At 38.3% G+C, this 19949-nt stretch carries 12 protein-coding genes; 2 read left to right on the forward strand and 10 right to left on the reverse strand.

Annotated elements, in window-relative coordinates; all coding sequences use genetic code 11:
* Positions 1-130: 130 nt before the first annotated feature.
* The gene (locus tag XM47_RS07245; protein WP_048691298.1) at positions 131-1840 is read right to left on the reverse strand and encodes a PKD domain-containing protein; all 1710 of its coding nucleotides are present in this window, start codon (positions 1838-1840) and stop codon (positions 131-133) included.
* A 242-nt stretch (positions 1841-2082) separates the two neighbouring features.
* Between XM47_RS07245 and XM47_RS07250 the strand changes: the two genes are divergently transcribed.
* Positions 2083-4278 (forward strand): OsmC domain/YcaO domain-containing protein, encoded by a 2196-nt coding sequence (locus XM47_RS07250; RefSeq protein WP_048691173.1) that lies wholly within the window; start codon positions 2083-2085, stop codon positions 4276-4278.
* 157 nt (positions 4279-4435) lie between these two features.
* Here the strand turns inward: XM47_RS07250 and XM47_RS07255 are convergent, their stop codons facing one another.
* The 9 genes from XM47_RS07255 to XM47_RS07295 form a co-directional block, all read right to left on the reverse strand.
* A complete protein-coding gene (locus tag XM47_RS07255; protein WP_048691174.1) occupies positions 4436-4966 on the reverse strand; it encodes an REP-associated tyrosine transposase in 531 nt (176 codons plus the stop codon).
* Positions 4967-5424: 458 nt separating this feature from the next.
* Positions 5425-7515, reverse strand: a complete 2091-nt coding sequence (gene drt3b, locus XM47_RS07260; protein WP_048691176.1) for an antiviral reverse transcriptase Drt3b — start codon at positions 7513-7515, stop codon at positions 5425-5427.
* On the reverse strand, positions 7506-8423 hold the full coding sequence (gene drt3a / locus XM47_RS07265; protein WP_048691177.1) for an antiviral reverse transcriptase Drt3a: 918 nt from the start codon (positions 8421-8423) through the stop codon (positions 7506-7508). The genes drt3b and drt3a overlap by 10 nt, the downstream gene beginning before the upstream one ends.
* Positions 8416-8754 carry a hypothetical protein gene (locus tag XM47_RS07270; protein WP_048691179.1) on the reverse strand — a complete coding sequence of 113 codons (339 nt, stop codon included), beginning with the start codon at positions 8752-8754 and terminating at the stop codon, positions 8416-8418. The genes drt3a and XM47_RS07270 overlap by 8 nt, the downstream gene beginning before the upstream one ends.
* A 468-nt stretch (positions 8755-9222) precedes the next feature.
* The gene (gene gcvP, locus XM47_RS07275; RefSeq protein WP_048691181.1) at positions 9223-12129 is read right to left on the reverse strand and encodes an aminomethyl-transferring glycine dehydrogenase; all 2907 of its coding nucleotides are present in this window, start codon (positions 12127-12129) and stop codon (positions 9223-9225) included.
* 149 nt (positions 12130-12278) lie between these two features.
* The gene (gene gcvH, locus XM47_RS07280; protein WP_048691182.1) at positions 12279-12668 is read right to left on the reverse strand and encodes a glycine cleavage system protein GcvH; all 390 of its coding nucleotides are present in this window, start codon (positions 12666-12668) and stop codon (positions 12279-12281) included.
* Positions 12669-12719: 51 nt separating this feature from the next.
* Positions 12720-13799 (reverse strand): glycine cleavage system aminomethyltransferase GcvT, encoded by a 1080-nt coding sequence (gene gcvT / locus XM47_RS07285; RefSeq protein ID WP_048691184.1) that lies wholly within the window; start codon positions 13797-13799, stop codon positions 12720-12722.
* 101 nt (positions 13800-13900) lie between these two features.
* On the reverse strand, positions 13901-16000 hold the full coding sequence (locus XM47_RS07290) for a putative bifunctional diguanylate cyclase/phosphodiesterase (protein ID WP_048691186.1): 2100 nt from the start codon (positions 15998-16000) through the stop codon (positions 13901-13903).
* Positions 16001-16189: 189 nt separating this feature from the next.
* A complete protein-coding gene (locus tag XM47_RS07295) occupies positions 16190-17041 on the reverse strand; it encodes a hypothetical protein (RefSeq protein ID WP_149865475.1) in 852 nt (283 codons plus the stop codon).
* Positions 17042-17148: 107 nt separating this feature from the next.
* On the opposite strand from XM47_RS07295, the gene XM47_RS07300 reads away from it, so the two are divergent.
* A complete protein-coding gene (locus XM47_RS07300) occupies positions 17149-19926 on the forward strand; it encodes a response regulator (RefSeq protein ID WP_245623437.1) in 2778 nt (925 codons plus the stop codon).
* Positions 19927-19949 lie beyond the last annotated feature (23 nt).

The raw sequence follows: 19949 nt of genomic DNA on the forward strand, positions 1-19949 counted from the left end.
TTCACGCCGGCCACTAATTTAGCTCTAGTGACCGACTTTGTCGCTAAGTTTACTGGGGTAATGGGTTAGCAACAACTGCCAAGACAACAAATAAGTGTAAAAGATGAAATTAACTGTCCAAATTTAGAGACTATTCTGAAACTATTATCGTCCGACTAAAGGTATCCAAATCGCCCATTAAATCAGTTACGGTTAATTTTACCCTGTACTCTCCGGCTTGCTCATAGATATGTTGTGGGTTTTGTTCTGTCGATGTATTCCCGTCTCCCAAATCCCACAACCAAGTATCCAGTTCAGAGGTAGTTTGAGATGCATCGAGCAAGCTTAATTGAAGGCCATCTTGCTGAATTTCAAAATGACTTAATACGCCTTCATCAAACAATTTAATTTTGACCGTTTTAAAAGCCGAAACCACATCATCTTCGGCAAATCCAGCATACTGAGCTTCCTGTTTCACGCACTCTGCAGCGGCCAATAATGTGCCGTCGTGCTGCCAACAAATTTTAGCGGCATTAATAAAAACTAGGTATGCAGGTTCAATCCCCCACTTTTGGCTTAGCAAATAAAATGGGTAAGTTATCATGCCTATTCGTAAGTAATAATTGCTTTGGGCGTCGTCATAATCAAGATAACTAGCTATCGCTTCCGGTTCAGTTTGTATCTTATCAAGCTGGCGCACCAAGCCATGATTTTCACCACCATGAAGCCAGTCTAATTCGCCGGTATGTTCATATTTAGCAACCACGCCACTTATGTCCGCAAAGGCTTCGTGCAATGTTCTGGCGTCATGGTTTAGGGCATAATCGTAAGGACTTAATTGCGAAATCCGGTTAAGTACACCATGTCCAATCTCGTGAGCAACAGAGTCTAATGACAAAGTAGAGTATTGATAAGGATAAGCATCAGAGAAGTTAGCATAGGCTCCATCCCAATAGACATAATCTCGCCACTGGTGAGCATAATGAACTCGTAAGCGGATTTTTTCTTTTAGCGGCGGTTCACCTAAATATTTGAGGTAACTATCGTAAACTAGAGTGCCGTAATACATAGCGTCGTTTAAACTAGAATAAGTCCAAACGCCTATTTCATCTATTATTTGCCCATGTGTATTCACAGGGTCTGCAGTGCAACTAAAAGAAAAAGGCGGAAATAAGGTATCGTTAACCGTATTCGGTAAATTATTACCAGCACTAATGTGCCAAGCCTCATCCCTCTCATTTGCCATATCAACCACACTTACCAAACCATTGTCGAGCTGACATAATTCGTTATCACGGTTAATTGCAATTTTGGGGCGATCTTCGCCGTAATACCAAGACACTAGTTCATTTCCACCTGGTCCAGACAATTGAGCATTGCCACTAAAATCGTGAAACCTCACCGCCTTACCTAAACTCGCTCGGCCTATATCATTCGCTAAAAATGCTTTAATCATACTAACATTAGGTGGGATTTGTTGATTTGCAGGTACAAGCAAATCAGGCAACTCAGTTAATGAGTATATTTGCCATGGCGGGCCTATTGTATCGCCCGTTTCATCAGCCCAATAAAGCCAAACTTGATTAGCAAGACTAGAATCGTCTTGAGCAGAATGCAGGGCGTTTGCAGATAAACCAATTCGCACGCTACCACCAATTTGCCCAATCGCGCCGTCGTAATCTCGAAACGACACCTGACTAATGGTATTTTCTGGTATGTTTGTCGGCTGAGTTTCATTATCAGTAGAAATAGAAACACTACCGCCACAAGCAGCTAGTAAGATTGACAACCCTAAGCTCAAAAACTTAGTGGTTTGCCATTTAACCTTTAGGGCGTTCATTGACTCTAATCCCTTATTCATCACTAATTCCAATACTTAAACTTATCTAGTGACTTAAATGTAACATTTAACCAAGTGGTCAAATGTTATCAAGTGTTACATTGGGCATAAAAGCGGGGTTCAGATGAATCATTAATGATTAAATCTCAAATTAACCAAGACTAATGGCGAAAAAAAGCCGATAATTCCCCCCATATTTTTTTCACTGGTTTTACGCCAGTGCAACTTGCTCTTATTATCCGAATTCAGGGGTAGTTTAAATCATGGAAATCAAAGTTAATTATCTCGATAACTTACGTATAGAAGCTAAGTTTGACGATTACAGCGTTATTGCTGACCAACCTATTCGCTATAAAGGGGATGGTACTGCACCTGGACCATTCGATTATTTTTTGGCTTCTTCGGCCATGTGCGCTGCGTATTTCATTAAAGTTTACTGTAATAACCGCGACATTCCGACCGACAACATACGCATTTCGCAAAACAATATTGTTGACCCAGAAGACAGATACAAACAAACCTTTATTATCAATGTTGAACTACCAGAAAGTATTTCTGAAAAAGATAAAAAAGCGATTTTAAAATCGGCCGAACGATGCACAGTAAAGCGCGTTATCGAAAACGATTTAGCCTTTCAAGTTAACGCAGTAGAAAGTTTAGATGACGACAAAGAAGCATTACTCAGCATTTCGCCAGATGACGCAGAACAAACCTACATTTTGGGCAAGGACTTACCGCTAGAACAAACCATAGCGAATATGACATCTAAACTAGCCGACCTTGGTATGAAGATAGATGTCTCTTCATGGCGAAATATAGTACCAAATGTATGGTCGTTACATATTCGTGATGCAGCAGCAGAGCTTTGTTTTACTAACGGTAAAGGTTCAACCAAAGAAAGCGCCTTATGTTCGGCACTCGGTGAGTTTATCGAACGTTTAAGCTGTAACTTCTTTTATAACGACCAATTCTTTGGTGAAGAAATTGCCAATGCAGAATTTGTTCACTACCCAAATGAAAAATGGTTCCCGCTGGAAGATGACGACTCATTACCGGCTGGCCTGTTAGATGATTACTGTTTAGAAATTTATAACCCAGATGATGAATTATGTGGCTCGCACTTAATTGATACCAACTCAGGTAATATTGATCGCGGTATTTGTGCGATTCCATACCAACGCCACTCAGATGGCGAAACGGTTTATATCCCATCTAACCTGATTGAAAACCTATTTTTAAGTAACGGCATGAGCGCGGGTAACAACCTAGCCGAAGCCAAAGTACAATGTTTGTCTGAAATTTTTGAGCGCGCAGTAAAACGTCAAATTATCGAAGATGAATTGACCATGCCAGATGTGCCACAAGCGGTTTTAAACAAATACCCAAGTATTGTCGCAGGGATTGAAGCATTAGAAGCCCAAGGCTTCCCAATTGTGGTTAAAGACTGTTCGCTAGGCGGCCAGTTCCCTGTTATGTGCGTCACCTTGATGAACCCTAAAACAGGTGGTGTATTTGCCTCGTTTGGTGCGCACCCAAGCTTTGAAGTAGCACTAGAGCGCAGCTTAACCGAGCTACTCCAAGGTCGCAGTTTTGAAGGTCTAAACGATGTACAAAAACCAACCTTTAATTCAGCGGCCGTCGCTGAACCTGAAAACTTTGTTGAGCACTTTATTGATTCAACTGGATTAATCTCGTGGCGATTCTTTAGCGCTAAACACGATTATGAATTTGTTGAATGGGATTTTTCTGGCAGCAACGAAGAAGAATGCGACGCATTATTTGGTATTTTAGAACAGCTAGGGAAAGAAGCTTACGTTGCTGAATTTACAGATATTGGCGCAGCATGTCGTATCTTAGTGCCAGATTATTCTGAAGTGTATGACGTTGAAGATTTGATTTGGGATAACACCAACAAAGCACTCGACTACCGTGAAGATATTCTAAATATCCACTCGTTGGAAGAAGACCAGTTAATTGATTTAGTTGAACAATTAGAAGCAACTCAACTGGATAACTATATAGATATCTCAACCTTAATCGGTATTGAATTTGACGAAAATACAGCTTGGGGTCAACTCACCATACTTGAGCTTAAACTCTTAATTTATCTTGCGATAGGTGCACTAGAACAAGCACAAGAATTAGTCGGCGAGTTTTTACAATTCAATGACAACACAGCCCCAGGCCGTGGTATGTTCTATCAAGCTATGAGCACAGTGCTAGAAATTGCACTAGATGAAGAACTCGAATTTGAAGACTACCAGCACAACCTAAGCCGCATGTTTGGCGAAGACGTAATTGAAGCAGTAGTCGGCTCAATTAATGGTGACGTAACTTTCTACGGTTTAACCAAAACCAGTATGCAGCTAGAAGGTTTAGACAAACACCTAAGATTAATTGAAAGCTACAAAAAACTGCACAAAGCACGCGCAGCGATTGCGGCAGGTAAACAAAATTAAGTTTAAAAATGATCAAAAGAATACCTGTTAGCTTAAAAACTAACAGGAATCTTCACATCCCCATGATCCGCTAAATTATGCTAGAAACCTGAATATTCTGTAGGATGCCGTTGAAGAATGAAACGCATCATTCGTGTCATTCGTTAATCTTAAACGATTACTCTGTGCCAATACCGTAAAACTCATCAATACTCGCCCAATCTTGCCGGTAAACATTATTTTTTACATATTGATGAAAACTTGAATAAGGCCAATCTTTAACTTGCTTTACCAAACCATGTTTAACAGGATTCCAATGAATATAATCAATATGTCGGGCATAATCTTCATCATCCCTGATAACATGCTCCCAAAATCGTCGTTGCCATATCCCACGCTCTTTGCGTTTTTGACGACTTTGAGAACACTTTTCACTTGGCGCAAGCTGTCGAGAAAATCCAGATTTAATCAACGACCAACGAATACCAAAATCCGCATCATTCGGTGGTAATGTCCATACACAATGTAAGTGTTCTGGCAAAATAACAATTGCATCTATGGTAAACGGATGAGTTGATTTAACTTTTCGAAAAGCATGGCGAAGCGCAGATATGTTATCGGTTAACACTGAATTATTTGTTCGCGTCGCACAAGCAAGAGTAAAAAAATAAGTACCGCCTTTTATCTGTGCTCTTCTATAATTTGTCATTATGTTAATTTATATCCTTATACAATTAACTTCAGAGTAGCACACGATTCAAGATTGATGCGTTTCCTTCGTCAACAGCATCCTACACAGTGCTATCCAATCACACCGCAAACCACTAAGAAACATGAAAAAAGTAGGATGCCGTTGAAGAATGAAACGCATCTTTCGTGTTATCAAGTCTTGCCATTTGTCTCTAATAATTTACTAACGGTTAAGAAGCAAAAAACAAGACCTGCCCCTGAATTTTTTATGACCCTAAATTAACTTAGATTGGTTGCCGTGAGATGATTTTAAAGGAGTAACAAAAGGTCTCAACGTCAGGTGTGTGGAGTTGCCTCCTCTTATCAAGACTCATCCGAACTTTGCAGGTTCGCTGTTTTTCTTGACAGAAAACATAACCAACCGAAATTAGTTATTTGAGTTATATTGACCTCTTGTCACACCGAAATAGTAACGCCTTAGTATACCGGATTCAACTCCTTCCGAGCTAATAACTCATATAAATCTAGGCTAGACCATTTAACAAACCAATAGGTTTTCAATAACTCAGCCAGCACACACTCGTTGGAGTAATCATCATTAGTGTTAGATAGGTCCATTAATTCAGTATTTGTTTGACGTTCTATACCTAATAGCGCCTGCCTTACTTCTTTTGAAATATATGGACAACACATTAAATCAAGAAATAGGTGGATAGCTTCGGAATCTTTTGACAAGTCTGCCCTCAACACTTTCTGTAAGCTTGACTTTTCGAGCCTAGAAACTATTTCTTTATATTGTTCATGTCCCTTACAATAATATAGTAGAGATACTATTTCAAAATAGCTTGGCTCTTCATTTTTATTAATCATTTGTTGTATTAGGTCGGCACTAACAAGGTAGTTATCGTTAAACTCACTAGTAGCTAAAAGAATGTTCAACTGCTCTATATGAGTAAAACCTTCCCTATAACTGTCCTCATGGGAGAAATACAGGTTTTCAGATATGCTAGCCATTATAAAGCTTCTCATGAAAGCAAGGTGTTCTGGCATTTCTGCTGAGACAAATCTATCTATCTTAATTATGGATTGAGAAACTTTGTTTGAAGCACTTAACGAAGGTTTTACGCTGTAAAAAAACAAAGTCAGATTTAACAGAAGCTCCAATGCATCTCTAAAAACTAATACTCTATCATGTACTTCTTGCTCCAAATTTTTATCTTCTTTTAATGCCTTTTGACTAATGTTCTTCATATAGGCTCGGTAATGCAAAATTACTTCGTTAATTCTTTTGTTAAACACGGAAATTAGAAAGTTTGAAGGCAAAGAGTAGTCACTTTTGTTTTCTATACATAATTTTTTAACTTTATCGATGAAGTTATTTTTGAATCCAAACTTACGGTAGATTTTTTTGGGGAACAATTGTCTTTGTTTATTGAAATATTGAACTTCAAATAGAGAGGATTCTAGCTCGTTTAAAACCATATTTAACCCAACCACCAAAGCAGATTTCTCTGTGCAAAATGGCCTAGAGTATTTATGAGTCTTGGAGTCTGAAAGATATAGATTATATTCGTTAAGACTGTCGCTGATAGCTTTGTATACTGATTTAGCGACCTTTTCTGATGATGCAAAAATCATATAATCATCAACGTAACGAATAACTTCATAGTCTATCTCATGCTTTAAGCCCATTTTTATATCTAGAAATTCTTCTATATTTTTATCTATTTTTTGGAAAATAATTTCTGAAAAGACCCTACTGAACTCGGCTCCGATACATATCCCATTTGTTTCGTTGTTGTTACTTCTCTGCATTATGGTATCCATTTTTTGGCATACCTGACTGCTATAGGTAACATGATCTTTAATAAACTGCTTATCTTTAACAGCCCAAGAAATTGAATGCGTATATATACTGTCGAAACAATTAGCAATGTCTAACAACCACATTTGGTTGTATTTCTTTTCAAGTTGAACAAAGCGCTCAGAGTTATATATTTTGTATAATCTTGTATAACCCCTATAGGTAAAAAATGACGATGCTGATTTTTTGTAAAGCTCTGACTCTAAGGTGTCGATATCGATGTTCTTATAATCTTCTGACGAAATTTTGCGAGTACGATTAACTGTAAATGAATTCCCTACTTTGACTGGCGCACGTACAGAAAAATTACTTTTGCTACATAGGTAGTTAATTTCAGGACTGTGATCTCTATAAAACTCAGCTAAATTTAATTGTGTCCTAGGGTGCGTTAGAGAAAGCGTGCGTAAACTGTATTCATTTTTAATAATTTTGTATTTAAAGGGAGATGAATATTTAAGCTTCTTTTGCAGTGCCTCACTTCCATTGTTCAGCTTATTTAAAGTTGGGTCGATATGGTTTGCATATATTGAACTTACAATCTTATTGAGCCTATCACCGTTTTCAGTATTAGCTCTATGGGAGTTTACGTAGAAACCTTCATTACTAAAAATTATTGGTACATCATTAGGAGCTGTATCGGTAAGTAAACCTCGAAAGTAATCTTTCTTATCTAGTTTAATTTTTTGATTTCTAATTATAGCCATACTCTTGTAATTTCCTTTAACCAATATGGAGTAAACTTCTTATATATCCTGTTCTTAAAGCCGCTCTTGAATGAAGACTGCAACAATCTGCGCTTTTGGTTCAAACTCAAAGTTGGCGTGCCCGGTTTATGAAAGAGGTTGTCATAACTCATTACAAATTTTCGTAAACTTTCATCCAATCTATTTAAAGCGCAGCTATTTGGGTCAATTAAGCTGTAGTTGTAATAAATCCCGGTGGGAATCTTATTGCCCGTAGATTTTTGAACCAAATCCCTGTTAGTTGTTAAAAATTTGATTCTAGAATTTAATAAATCAAAGTCGCCTGTGTTGCAATAATTTACCAAGGCTTTACAGAGCTTAGATTCAAACTGTTTTACTTTAAAATCAGAGAGATCAACAATAACCTTTCTATAACGTGCATTTTTTTGTTTAGATGATATCTGGTAATCCTGAACCTCAAACTTGTACCCCAAGTAATTAAATGCGGCTACAGGGTTATTAGAACCTGCACTTCTATTTTCAACATCGATTATTTTCGTTTTGTTGTAGTTGAGAGTGATCCCTTCTGGCAAAGTAGAGCTTATCTTCTTTAGAAAGCTTTTTTTGTCCTCAGATTTGGTCGTGATCAACAAAATATCATCGACAAATCGAGAGTAATAGATAACGTCATTGCCTCTTTTTATCTCTTTGTCAAAGTTCTTCAATATAAGTTCAGCAATTATTGGGGAAAACTCTAGTCCCCTTGGTAATAAGTCAGGAAAGTGCGAAAGATAGCCAAGCAAGATATTTTGGGTGTGAGTTGATAAATGAGGTTGTTGTAGGCATTTTTTAATGAGTGCTTTATTTACTGATTCAAAAAAAGATTTGATGTCGAGTTTATAAACCCTATATTCAGTTCCTTCAGCCAAAGAAATAAGATCTTATTTCTTTGGCTATTTGACTCCGACTTTTCAGTTTTACTTTAGAACAACTAATAAGATTTTTAACACATTTACGTAATACTACTTTTTCCTCCAAAGAATCAGAGAAATAGGTTTTCTTGCCTTTCTTTTTGTCACTTTCAGTAAAATAAAAGCTGTCAAATGAAGCTCCATTTTTGAACGTTGAATCTGCCTTTATTAATGCGTTTTCAATTAACTTTGACCCATGCTTTTCGTCAGAAAGCATGTCGTTGTTATAAAAGTCCTCAGGTATTAAACAGCGAGCTAAAGCAGACTTACTAAATGATTGGCTTTTCATAAAAATTCCATTTTAAAGTGATTATTTAGCTAAATATTAAGTATATTTGAATATAACAAAATCTATTATCTATCACCATCTAGCAATCAAATAAACAATTAGAAGCAAGCCATGCAAATAAGCATATCTAGATATACGCTTCATATAATGTAAATGCGCGTAGAAGCTGATTTTCTTTATTAATCCGATACTCCATACATATCTGACAACTTCAGCTAGGGCTTCCCTGGATAACGTCAGGTGGCGCTTCGCTTACCAGACCTACAAAAGTGTAACAATTTTCTTATAGGTGTTTATTCAGTGAATTTCTGAAAGCAACTAATAATTTGTATGGAATACCGAAGCTCGAAAGCAACTCAGGTGGTGATTTCAACGTCGGATGGCACTCCGTTTATCCGACCTACTTTACCCTAATAAACAAAAAAGCGGCTCACGAGCCGCTTTTTGATTTGAAGAATAAATCAGATTTTACTCCGCATAACTCTCTGTCGTAGGGCAGCTGCAGATTAGATTGCGGTCGCCGTATACATCATCGATGCGGTTTACCGTTGGCCAGAATTTATTGGCTTTAGTCGCAGCGGTTGGGAATACTGCGTTTTCTCGGCTGTAAGCTCTGTTCCACTCAACATCTACCATGTCTGCAGTTGTGTGTGGTGCATTTACCAATGGGTTGTCTTCTAGCGTGTATGCGCCGGTTTCAACCATATCAATTTCTTTACGAATTGAAATCATAGCTTCGATAAAGCGATCAATTTCACATAAAGGCTCTGATTCTGTTGGCTCTACCATTAAAGTACCTGCAACAGGGAATGACATAGTTGGCGCATGGAAACCATAATCAATTAAACGTTTTGCTATGTCTAATTCGGTAATACCAGAGCTTGCTTTTAACGGACGTAAATCAATAATACATTCGTGTGCAACTCGGTCGTTTTGACCCGTGTATAAAATTGGGTAATGTGGTGCTAAACGCTTAGCCATATAATTAGCATTTAAAATAGCCACTTGAGTTGCTTTGCGTAAACCCGCGCTGCCCATTAATGCAATATAAACCCAAGAGATAGTTAAGATACTTGCACTACCCCATGGCGCTGCCGATACCGCACCTGTTTTTTCATTTACTGGGTGTGTTGGCATAAATGGCGCTAAGTGAGATTTAACCCCAATTGGTCCCATACCTGGGCCACCGCCACCGTGTGGAATACAGAAAGTTTTATGTAAGTTTAAATGCGATACATCAGAGCCCATAAAGCCAGGTGAAGTGATTTCTACCTGTGCATTCATGTTGGCACCATCCATGTAAACTTGGCCACCGTGCTGATGTACTATGTCACAAATTTCACGGATGGTTTGCTCATAAACACCATGCGTTGATGGGTAAGTGATCATGATGCAAGATAAGTTGTCAGCGAGTTCTGCTGCTTTTTGACGTAAGTCGTTTAAGTCAACATTACCTTTGTCGTCACAAGCCACAACCACAACTTTCATGCTTGCCATTTGCGCAGATGCTGGATTTGTACCATGCGCTGAGCTTGGGATTAAACAGATATTTCTGTGATGATCGCCGCGGCTTTCGTGGTATTTACGAATCGCGATTAAACCAGCGTATTCACCTTGCGCACCCGAGTTTGGTTGCATGCTAATTGCATCGTAACCCGTAATTTCAACTAACCATTCGCCAAGTTGGTCCATCATTTGGTGATAACCTTTAGCTTGGTCTAATGGTACGAATGGGTGCAAGTTGCCAAATTCTGGCCAAGTGACTGGGATCATTTCCGCTGTTGCGTTTAGTTTCATGGTACATGAGCCAAGTGAAATCATAGAGTGATTTAAGGCTAAATCTTTATTCTCTAATGATTTTATGTAACGCAACATTTCTGTTTCTGAGTGATGAGTGTTAAACACTTCGTGACTTAAGTAGTCTGTTTCACGCGCTAATTCAGCTGGAATACCACTTTGCCCAACCGCTTCAGAGTCTAATGCTTCAACTGATAAACCATGACCTTCGCCTAATACTACGTCGAGTAATACAGCTAAGTCTTTCGCCGTCGTCGTTTCGTCAAAGCTCACACCAATTTGGTTTGCTAAATCTGCTCTTAGGTTAACTTCAGCTTTATCTGCTCTTGCTAAAATTTCATCTTTGCTATTTTGACCAGCATCAGTGGTTTCAAAACAAATCGTATCAAACCATGCTTGGTTGATTAAGTTTACGCCTTTTGCTTTTAATGCATTAGCGAAAATACTTGCCACACGATTAACACGTTTTGCAATGCGATCTAAGCCTTCTGGGCCATGGTAAATTGCATAAAACACAGACATGTTGGCTAATAATACTTGAGCAGTACAAATATTAGAGTTCGCTTTTTCACGGCGAATGTGTTGCTCACGTGTTTGCAAAGCCATACGGAGTGCTAAGTTACCGCGAGTATCTTTTGATACCCCAATAATACGACCCGGTAATGAGCGCTTTAATTTGTCTTTAGTTGCAAAGAATGCCGCATGTGGACCACCATAACCCATAGGTACACCAAAACGCTGAGCATTACCTAAAGCGATATCAGCGCCAAGCTCACCTGGTGATTTTAATTGAGTTAATGCCAATAAGTCGGTCGCAACAGCAACTAAGCCTTTGTTGTCTTGAACTTGTTTGATTAAAGCTTCAATTGAATAAACGTTACCGTAAGTATTTGGGTATTGGAATAAAGCACCAAATACATTGTGATTAACCACGTTTTCAGCTGGCTCAACAACCGTTTCAAAACCGAATTGCTCTGCGCGAGTAACCACAACATTAATCGTTTGCGGATGAATATCGTCGGCAATAAAGAATAAGTTCGATTTTTTGTTTTTACTGGTACGTTTTGCCATCGCCATCGCTTCGGCAGCTGCGGTTGCTTCGTCAAGTAATGACGCATTAGCGATTTCTAAGCCAGTTAAATCAATCACCATTTGTTGGTAATTTAATAACGACTGTAAGCGACCTTGCGCAACTTCTGGTTGGTAAGGCGTATAGGCTGTGTACCAACCTGGATTTTCTAGCACGTTACGTAAAATCACGTTAGGCGTATGGTTTGGGTAGTAACCCATACCAATATAAGATTTGTAGATTTTATTTTGGCTAGCAATTGCTTTTAAGTCAGCCAGTACGTCGACTTCTGTTTGCGCGGTTACTTTGCTGTCTCTGTCTTGATTGCTTTGAGGTAACAAAATATCGGCAGGCACAGTTTGCGCTATTAAGTCGTCCAGCGAAGTGGCGCCTAGTGTCGCTAACATGTGTTGCTGCTCTGCGGCATCCGGGCCTATGTGTCTTTGAATAAATTCTTCGCTGTTATGTAACTTTGATAATGACTGCGTTAATGGCAATTGTGTGCTCATCAATAATCCTACTTTTCAATCTTAATGGCGGCTAGCAAATTGTTTCGTTTTAGTTAACAGAAAATACTTGCTATAAAAAACAAAAACCCCGAATGATAAATCGAGGTTATTTTGTGGTTTTAGTGGGTATTATTTAATACCGAGAAAACTTATTCGTCTTCCAGAGTTTCGCCGTAGCTTTCTGCGTCGTGTAACGACTCAACTTCACCCATGTCTTCAACTTTTAGTTTAAATAACCAACCGTCGCCGTATGGGTCTGTGTTGACTAATTCTGGTGAGTCTTCTAACTCTTCGTTAATTTCAACTACTTCACCCGCTACCGGTGAGTACACGTCTGAAGCCGCTTTAACCGATTCAACCACAGCAATTTCGTCGCCTGCTGTAAATCCGTCTTCTACGTCTGGTAAGTCAACGTGAACTAAATCGCCAAGTAAATCTTGTGCGTGATCAGAAATACCAACAGTAACGATACCGTTACCTTCGTCTCTAACCCACTCGTGGCTGTCTGTGAATCTTAACTCTGAAGGAATCTTGCTCATCTTATTTACCCTTAATACTGTTTAATCTTTTTAAATTTGTTGCGTGCAGGCTTAAAGCACTGACTGTCCATTACGTACAAAAGCAGGTTTTACAACTTTCACTTTAACCCACTTTTTACGCATTTCAACCTCGGCTGTGTCACCAATTGCAACTGGGACACGAGCAAAAGCTACGCTGAATCCTAATGTTGGAGAAAAAGTACCACTGGTGATAAAGCCTTCACCCGCTTCGCAGCGAACTTTTGAGCCCGCACGTAGTACGCCTTTTTCTTCCATAACCAAGCCAACCATTTTTTCAGCTTGGCTTGCTTTGTATGTTTCTAATGCTTTGCGGCCAACAAAATCACGTGTTGCTGGCTCAAGTGCGATTGTCCAACCCATATTTGCAGCTAATGGCGAAGTTTCTTCGTCCATATCTTGGCCGTATAAGTTCATACCAGCTTCTAATCGCAATGTATCTCGCGCGCCTAAACCACATGGCACAACGCCCGCGTCTAATAATTTTTGCCAAAAATCTGGGGCAGCTTCGTTAGCTAATAAAATTTCGTAACCCGCTTCACCTGTGTAACCTGTAGTCGCAATAAATAAATCGCCCGCTTGCACACCAAAAAATGGCTTCATGCCTTCAACTGCGGCATTTTGTTCTGGGGTAAATAACTCAGCGGCTTTCGCTTTGGCTTGTGGGCCTTGCACGGCTATCATAGATAAGTCGTCACGCTCAGTTAAGCTAACATCAAAGTCGGCTACAATTTTATTCAACCAAGCTAAATCTTTTTCGCGTGTTGCTGAGTTAACCACTAAACGGTAGTCGTCTTCGGCAAAGTAGTAAACGATAAGGTCATCAATTACCCCACCCGCTTCGTTTAACATACCAGAATATAAAGCTTTACCTGATACTTTTAATTTATCTACATCATTGGCCAGTAAATATTGTAAATAAGCTTTTGCTTGTACACCTTTAACATCAACAACTGTCATGTGTGATACGTCAAACATACCAGCTGCTTCACGCACAACTTTATGCTCTTCGATTTGAGAACCGTAACGGATAGGCATATCCCAACCGTGAAAATCAACCATTTTCGCGCCGGATTCTAGGTGTTTATCATGCAAAATTGTTTTATTCGTCATAGCCAATGAAAGTTTGATAAAAAGAGGCGCGGATTATACCCAAATATAGCGCAGCTGGATAGCGATAATTTGAATAAAAATCCAGCTTTAAAATGACTTAATTATTGGAAGAATCGAGTTTTAATGTCCACTTTAGAAGCCGCCATGGCGAGGTGTTCACTTTGTCCTTGAGTCATAAATTTTAACAGTTCCGGCCAACTGATAGGTTTAGAAAAATAATAACCCTGCATAAACTCACAGCCGTTATGTGTTAAATACAAATATTGTTCAATATTTTCAACGCCTTCGGCCACGGTTTTAAGCTTATACGATTTAGCAATCGAAATGACTGCATTGATCATGGAAGTTTTCATTTCTGCACAAGTCGTTAAATCAGAGACAAAACTTTTGTCTATTTTTAGGCAATCAATCGGAAAATTTAATAATTGATTAAACGAAGTGTGACCCGTACCAAAGTCATCCAGTGCTAAGCTAACGCCGAGCGCCTTAAGTTGCTTAAGAATATTTAGCGCATTATGGTCAGCTTCAATTAACCGCGTTTCTGTAAATTCTAATTCTATTTTATTAGGCTCTATTTCGTATTTTCGCAGTAATTTTTTAAAGTCTTTTGGAAAACTGGCATTTCTAAGTTCAAGGGCAGAAATATTGATACAAAAAAGCATAGAGCGACTATTCAGCATATTACGTTCTTGCATTATTTTGATAAAGGTTTGCTCAATCACCCACATATCGATTTCAACCACAATGTCATACTCTTCTGCAATAGGGATGAAAACGTCAGGGCCTATACCCTCAAGCTCTGTCGAGGTCGCTCTAAGTAAAACTTCAGCACCGGCAATAGACAAATTATGCGAATAAAACATGGGCTGAAATACTAGTTCAAACTCGTCATCTTCTATCGCCTTGTGAAGATGCTGGGCAATATTTTTGCGGAAGATGATGTTCTGCTGAATATGATCATCAAAGATTTTATATTGATTTTTACCCTGTTCTTTAGCGAAATACATAGCGGCATCGGCTTTATTCAGATATTCATTGAAATCAAACTGGCCCGTTTCGCAAATCGCAATCCCTAAGCTAAAGTTAACTTTTATCATTGCACTAGTTAATTTTAGCGGTTTACTGAACACCTCAAATAGTGCTTGAGCAAATCGATTAACTTCGTCTTCATCCGCTTTTTTTAATACCAGCGCGAATTCATCACCCGATAATCGAGAAAAAAGATGTAAATCTATCTGGCTATCTTGTTTAGTTGTAGCCAGCACGATTTCAGAAAAGCGGCATAAAAGTTCGTCACCAACCAAATGTCCATAACTATCATTTACTTTTTTAAAATCATCTAAATCTATATAAAATAAAACTAAACCATCGCGATTCAGTCGAGTAGAAAACCAATCATTTATTCCTCTGCGATTTACTAAACCAGTTAAAGAATCTGTTATGGATACCTTTTTTAAGCCGGCTCTTTGCCGATTAATTAAATAAAAAATAACCAAACACCAAATCAATAACATCCACTTTAATAAGGTTGCTTCAGAAACTAAAGCACCACGCAAAACGGCTTGGTTAATCTCAACTAAATACTGCCCTTCTTGCTTAATTTCGCTACTTAGAAATTCGATTAGCACTATATTAGACACATCAAACTGGGCATTTTCGAACTGCACTTTGTATTCAGATAGCCACCAACCTTCAACATTAAAATAATCAAAAGGTATGGTCGTTAATTTATTTTTGACCGGCTCATATAGCACGCCATTAAATTTTAATGATTGCAGATCATCTAGATTGGAGTACTCAGAATTAAAGTTTCTAAAATAAACCCGTAAACCATGATTATCATTGGTGATAACTGTATTGGTTTTATCCTCTACACTTAAGCTTGTTACCTTGGCTTCAACACTTATTCGATCATATCGCTCAAGAGAAACGCCATTACCATTGCCTGATAGCCATAAACCAACTCCGCAAAAGCGGTATCCATTAAGATTTTCAATTGTACAGCTGGCTTTAATGTAGTCTTTGTCTTGCTCATGTACAGTCACTGACGTGCCATCCGTCAGCTTATGCAAAGTGAATTTATGTTTTTCTGCTAACAAATCAAACGACACATCTAGCAAACCAGCTCTGTGGCTAGCAAGAAGAGATACTGTCAGTAGGAGTAATACAATACCAACTTTGGCATTTAAATCTAACTTCAAGATGTCTATTCCTATGATTAAACGAGGCGAAAAAGCAGATAAAGACAAGAGCGGTATTCCGCTAACTATATTTCATCAATGGTTAAATATTAGTTGGAAAAGTGATGTTTTGCTGAAAAAATTAAATTGAAGGTTTGTGACTAATTTATAGCCTGGAGCGTCTTTATCTTTGTTTATATTTTTTACTGCTCAATAGCAACCCATATTGAGCGAGTACGCCATCGAATTTAACAACTCATTGGTTATGCTAGGCGCAATTTTCTTGATTAAATGTTCATTAACTTGAAAATTTTGCAGGCAAACATAAGCCTTACTTGGCCATTCTGGTTGCGAAACAAGGTAATGTCGGGCTGCAAGCAATGACTGAGTATAATCAGCGTAACTGACTATCATAGCACCAGCTTCGAACGACCATTTAGAATAGCCTATGGTCAAGACATCTTGTTTATACAAATAGTGAAATAATATATTCGCTAAACTAGGTGAGATCGGCATGGCATTGGGTACCAGAATAAAGCTATCACTTTCTTTAGCAGCCCTTTTGATTAAATTAAAGGTTTTCTCTTCTGGCTTAGCAGGCATCCAATAAGTTTTGTCCAGTATAGCTTGCCAGTTTTGGATATGCTCGCTGTAACTAAAAGGCGCAATACTATTATTTTTAGGTAGTACACCTAACAAGGCTTTTATTCGTTGAGGCGAAGCATCATCCATCAAAATAAGCCAAGTGTGGCAATCTTTGACTTTAAGCAATTTTTTCGCTTGAAACGAAGAAACACCAATAACAATGACAGGGTTATCTTTACCTGATTTAGCAAATTCAATGCTGGAACTATAGCCATGAATAATCACAGGCAAGGTCTCAGACATTTCAGCTGAATATTCAACTAGCTCAAACTCGTTAGCAAATAAGTGCTTCGCATAGTCAAACATCTTGGTCGCATTTTTATTGTCAGCAAAATAAAAACCAACTGTGTTAATAGCAACCGCGGTTTGGCTAACTAAACAAAGCATAGTGACTAAAAAAAATTTCCTCAAAAGCATATTAAAAATTGTTTTAATTGCGTTTATGCAATCCATTATATTGAGTTGTTATTGATAATAGATAATACTGGACTATTAAGCTAAACATTCAGAAAAATAATAAATTTATGTTTAAACCTAGTATTTTTATTAATGCAATTATTTTTGCTATCTTACCTAGCATATTAATGACGATTGGAATTTCCATCTACATAGTCCAGTTTATCGGCTCTGATCGTGACCAATTAATAGAAGAACAAGCAAAAACGTTAGCAGAAGCCGTCGCCTACACAAGTGAATTTAATTTAATCAACTTAAACAAACAAGCTTTACAGAGTCGTTTAAGGGAAATTACTGCCACTTCATCTTTGCCAATAGAAAATTTGATTATTTTTGATGATACAGGTGAGTTATTCGCGGCCTCCAATTATAAAAATGTAAATTACGAATACAATTTAGATTTTGAGCCGAACAGCCAGCATATCGTCATTCATCATGACAAAGAAGACTCCACTTTATTGATTACCGATATCTTAGGCTTAGATAACCACTTTAACCCTATATCTCAGTGGCAAAGTGAGCAAACAGATTCGCCATCTTTAGGCCATGTGTTGCTGGTATTAGATATGTCGAAAGAGGCTTATCAAAGATTTTTAACTAACTTAAACCTATTTGTCTTAATTGGGATTTCAGCCTTACTAACCGCACTCCTAATGGGCGCTTTACTACATAGAGTTATCAGCCCGCTTCATGCTTTCGTTGCTGCGGTTAAGCGTATCGGAAGTGGAGATTTAAAGTTTCGACTCAACACCCCTGTTCAGTTTGAATTTAAAGATTTAAGAGATGGTATTAATGTGATGGCTGAGCAGCTTTATCACCATCAATCTAAACTAGAATCTGAAATTGAAGATGCGACTAAAGATATACAACAAAATCTATTATTAGTTGAAGAGAAAAATGCTGAACTAGATATAGCTAGAAAAGAAGCGCTCGAAGCCAGTAAGATAAAATCTCAATTTTTAGCCACTATGAGTCACGAGGTAAGAACCCCGCTCAATGCCATTGTCGGATTTACCAAAGAACTTGAAAAAGCCAACCTGCCAGAACCCTATACAGATTATGTTGAAACCATCAATGCATCGGCAGACAACCTAATCGCGATTGTTAATGACGTACTCGATTTCTCTAAAATTGAAGCGGGTAAAATAGAGCTAGAATACAGTGCATTTAACCTGACCCAAACGGTAGAAGACGTCACCAAACTTATGTCGCGTGATGCTTTTGCCAAGGGCTTGGAGTTTTGTATTGAATCTGACGTACTGCCTATTGCTGCGATTGGGGATCAGCATAGATTCAAACAAATATTGAATAACTTACTATCTAATGCGATTAAATTCACGCCAAAAGGCTTTGTCATTTTACGCATAAACATAGAGTCAATTTCAGAAACCCAGCACAAGCTAAAGCTGGAAATTCAAGATAGCGGAATTGGCATCAGCAAAGAAAAACAAGCTAAATTATTTAGTGCGTTCCATCAGGCTGATGCGACTACCACCCGAAAATATGGTGGTACTGGTCTTGGTTTAGCCATTACCCATGGCCTAGTCAAAAAGATGGGTGGTCGTTTAGAAATAGATAGTGCGCTTGGCCGTGGTTCGGTTTTTTCATTAGAGATTCCTCTCACCACCTCAAAACCGACTTTAATTGAAAAGCCAGTCAGACTTAACAAGGCCTTAGTGTTAGACCCACACCCTATCACTCACAACAGCTATAAAATACTATTCCAACAGCTTGGTATTGTCGCGGATATTTTTGAAGAAACAGAAGATTGGGAAGCGCAACTACACCAACAAAATAATTACGATTTGATTATTATTGCCAGTGATTCAGACGAAGAATCATTAGAGCTACTGCCATTACAAGCTTCATTTGCCGAAAAACAGCAAGAGCATGCGCTTGTACTATTATCTGTCCCTTTATATTCAAGCTTGCCAGAACAGCATAAAAAATTACTCGGCCAGCAGCCTGTGGTTGAGAAGCCATTTAGTTTTTGTAAATTAGATCAAGCTTGGGAAAAATATAACAGCATGCAGTGGCTTGCAAATGAAGCCTCTGTTCCAGATATATCACAACAAAGTGATAATCAGCCAAGCATCAAAATGCTCGCTGTCGACGATAACGAAACTAACCTCAAATTACTTGGCGCAATTTTACGCAATGGGCGGGTCGATTTAACGATATCAAACTCAGGTAAAGAAGCTTGCAAAATAGCAGAAGAACAAGTTTTTGATTTAATTTTAATGGATGTGCAAATGCCAGAAATGGACGGCATTCAAACCACAAGTTTTATTCGTCAAGGTAACCTGAACAAACACACACCTATCATTGCATTTACTGCCCACGCGTTTAAAGAAGAAAGAGAAAAATTACTCCGCAGTGGCATGGACGATTACCTGTCAAAACCAATAGATATGATTAAATTTAATCAATTGGTCAATAAATGGGTATTAGGTGGGGCTGCAAAAAGTACGCATAGCGAAAAAAGTTCAGCTATGCCGAACTCAATGCAAAGCGGAATTGATTGGCAGTTATCTATGGAAAAAGCCAACAACAAACATGACATTGCAGTCGAAATGTTGACTATGTTGGTCGACAGTTTTGATACGGTAAAACAAGACATTCAATACGCTTTAAGAAAAGGCGATGACAAATATCTACTTGATGTTATTCATAAATTTCATGGTTCCACCTGTTATTCAGGTGTCCCGTACTTACGTTATTTAGCCAATAATATTGAGTCCCAATTAAAGAAAGATGTCAGAGTCAACATTGAAGAACTCCTCGAAAAATTATGTGATGAAATGACAGTTGTAACCAATGGCATGGCAGATATCGAACAAAAATAACTATCGATATTCTTTTATGGCAT

Origin of the sequence: Catenovulum maritimum (genome assembly GCF_001050375.1) — a bacterium.
Classification (GTDB): Bacteria; Pseudomonadota; Gammaproteobacteria; order Enterobacterales; family Alteromonadaceae; genus Catenovulum; species Catenovulum maritimum.

What these genes read in the sequence shown, in the direction of transcription:
- XM47_RS07255 (WP_048691174.1), bottom strand. Translation starts at nt 4,966, where the DNA reads ATGACAAATTATAGAAGAGCACAGATAAAAGGCGGTACTTATTTTTTT.
- gcvH (WP_048691182.1), bottom strand. Translation starts at nt 12,668, where the DNA reads ATGAGCAAGATTCCTTCAGAGTTAAGATTCACAGACAGCCACGAGTGG.
- XM47_RS07270 (WP_048691179.1), bottom strand. Translation starts at nt 8,754, where the DNA reads ATGAAAAGCCAATCATTTAGTAAGTCTGCTTTAGCTCGCTGTTTAATA.
- XM47_RS07300 (WP_245623437.1), top strand. Translation starts at nt 17,149, where the DNA reads ATGTTTAAACCTAGTATTTTTATTAATGCAATTATTTTTGCTATCTTA.
- XM47_RS07250 (WP_048691173.1), top strand. Translation starts at nt 2,083, where the DNA reads ATGGAAATCAAAGTTAATTATCTCGATAACTTACGTATAGAAGCTAAG.
- gcvP (WP_048691181.1), bottom strand. Translation starts at nt 12,129, where the DNA reads ATGAGCACACAATTGCCATTAACGCAGTCATTATCAAAGTTACATAAC.
- XM47_RS07295 (WP_149865475.1), bottom strand. Translation starts at nt 17,041, where the DNA reads ATGCTTTTGAGGAAATTTTTTTTAGTCACTATGCTTTGTTTAGTTAGC.
- drt3b (WP_048691176.1), bottom strand. Translation starts at nt 7,515, where the DNA reads ATGGCTATAATTAGAAATCAAAAAATTAAACTAGATAAGAAAGATTAC.
- XM47_RS07245 (WP_048691298.1), bottom strand. Translation starts at nt 1,840, where the DNA reads ATGAATAAGGGATTAGAGTCAATGAACGCCCTAAAGGTTAAATGGCAA.
- gcvT (WP_048691184.1), bottom strand. Translation starts at nt 13,799, where the DNA reads ATGACGAATAAAACAATTTTGCATGATAAACACCTAGAATCCGGCGCG.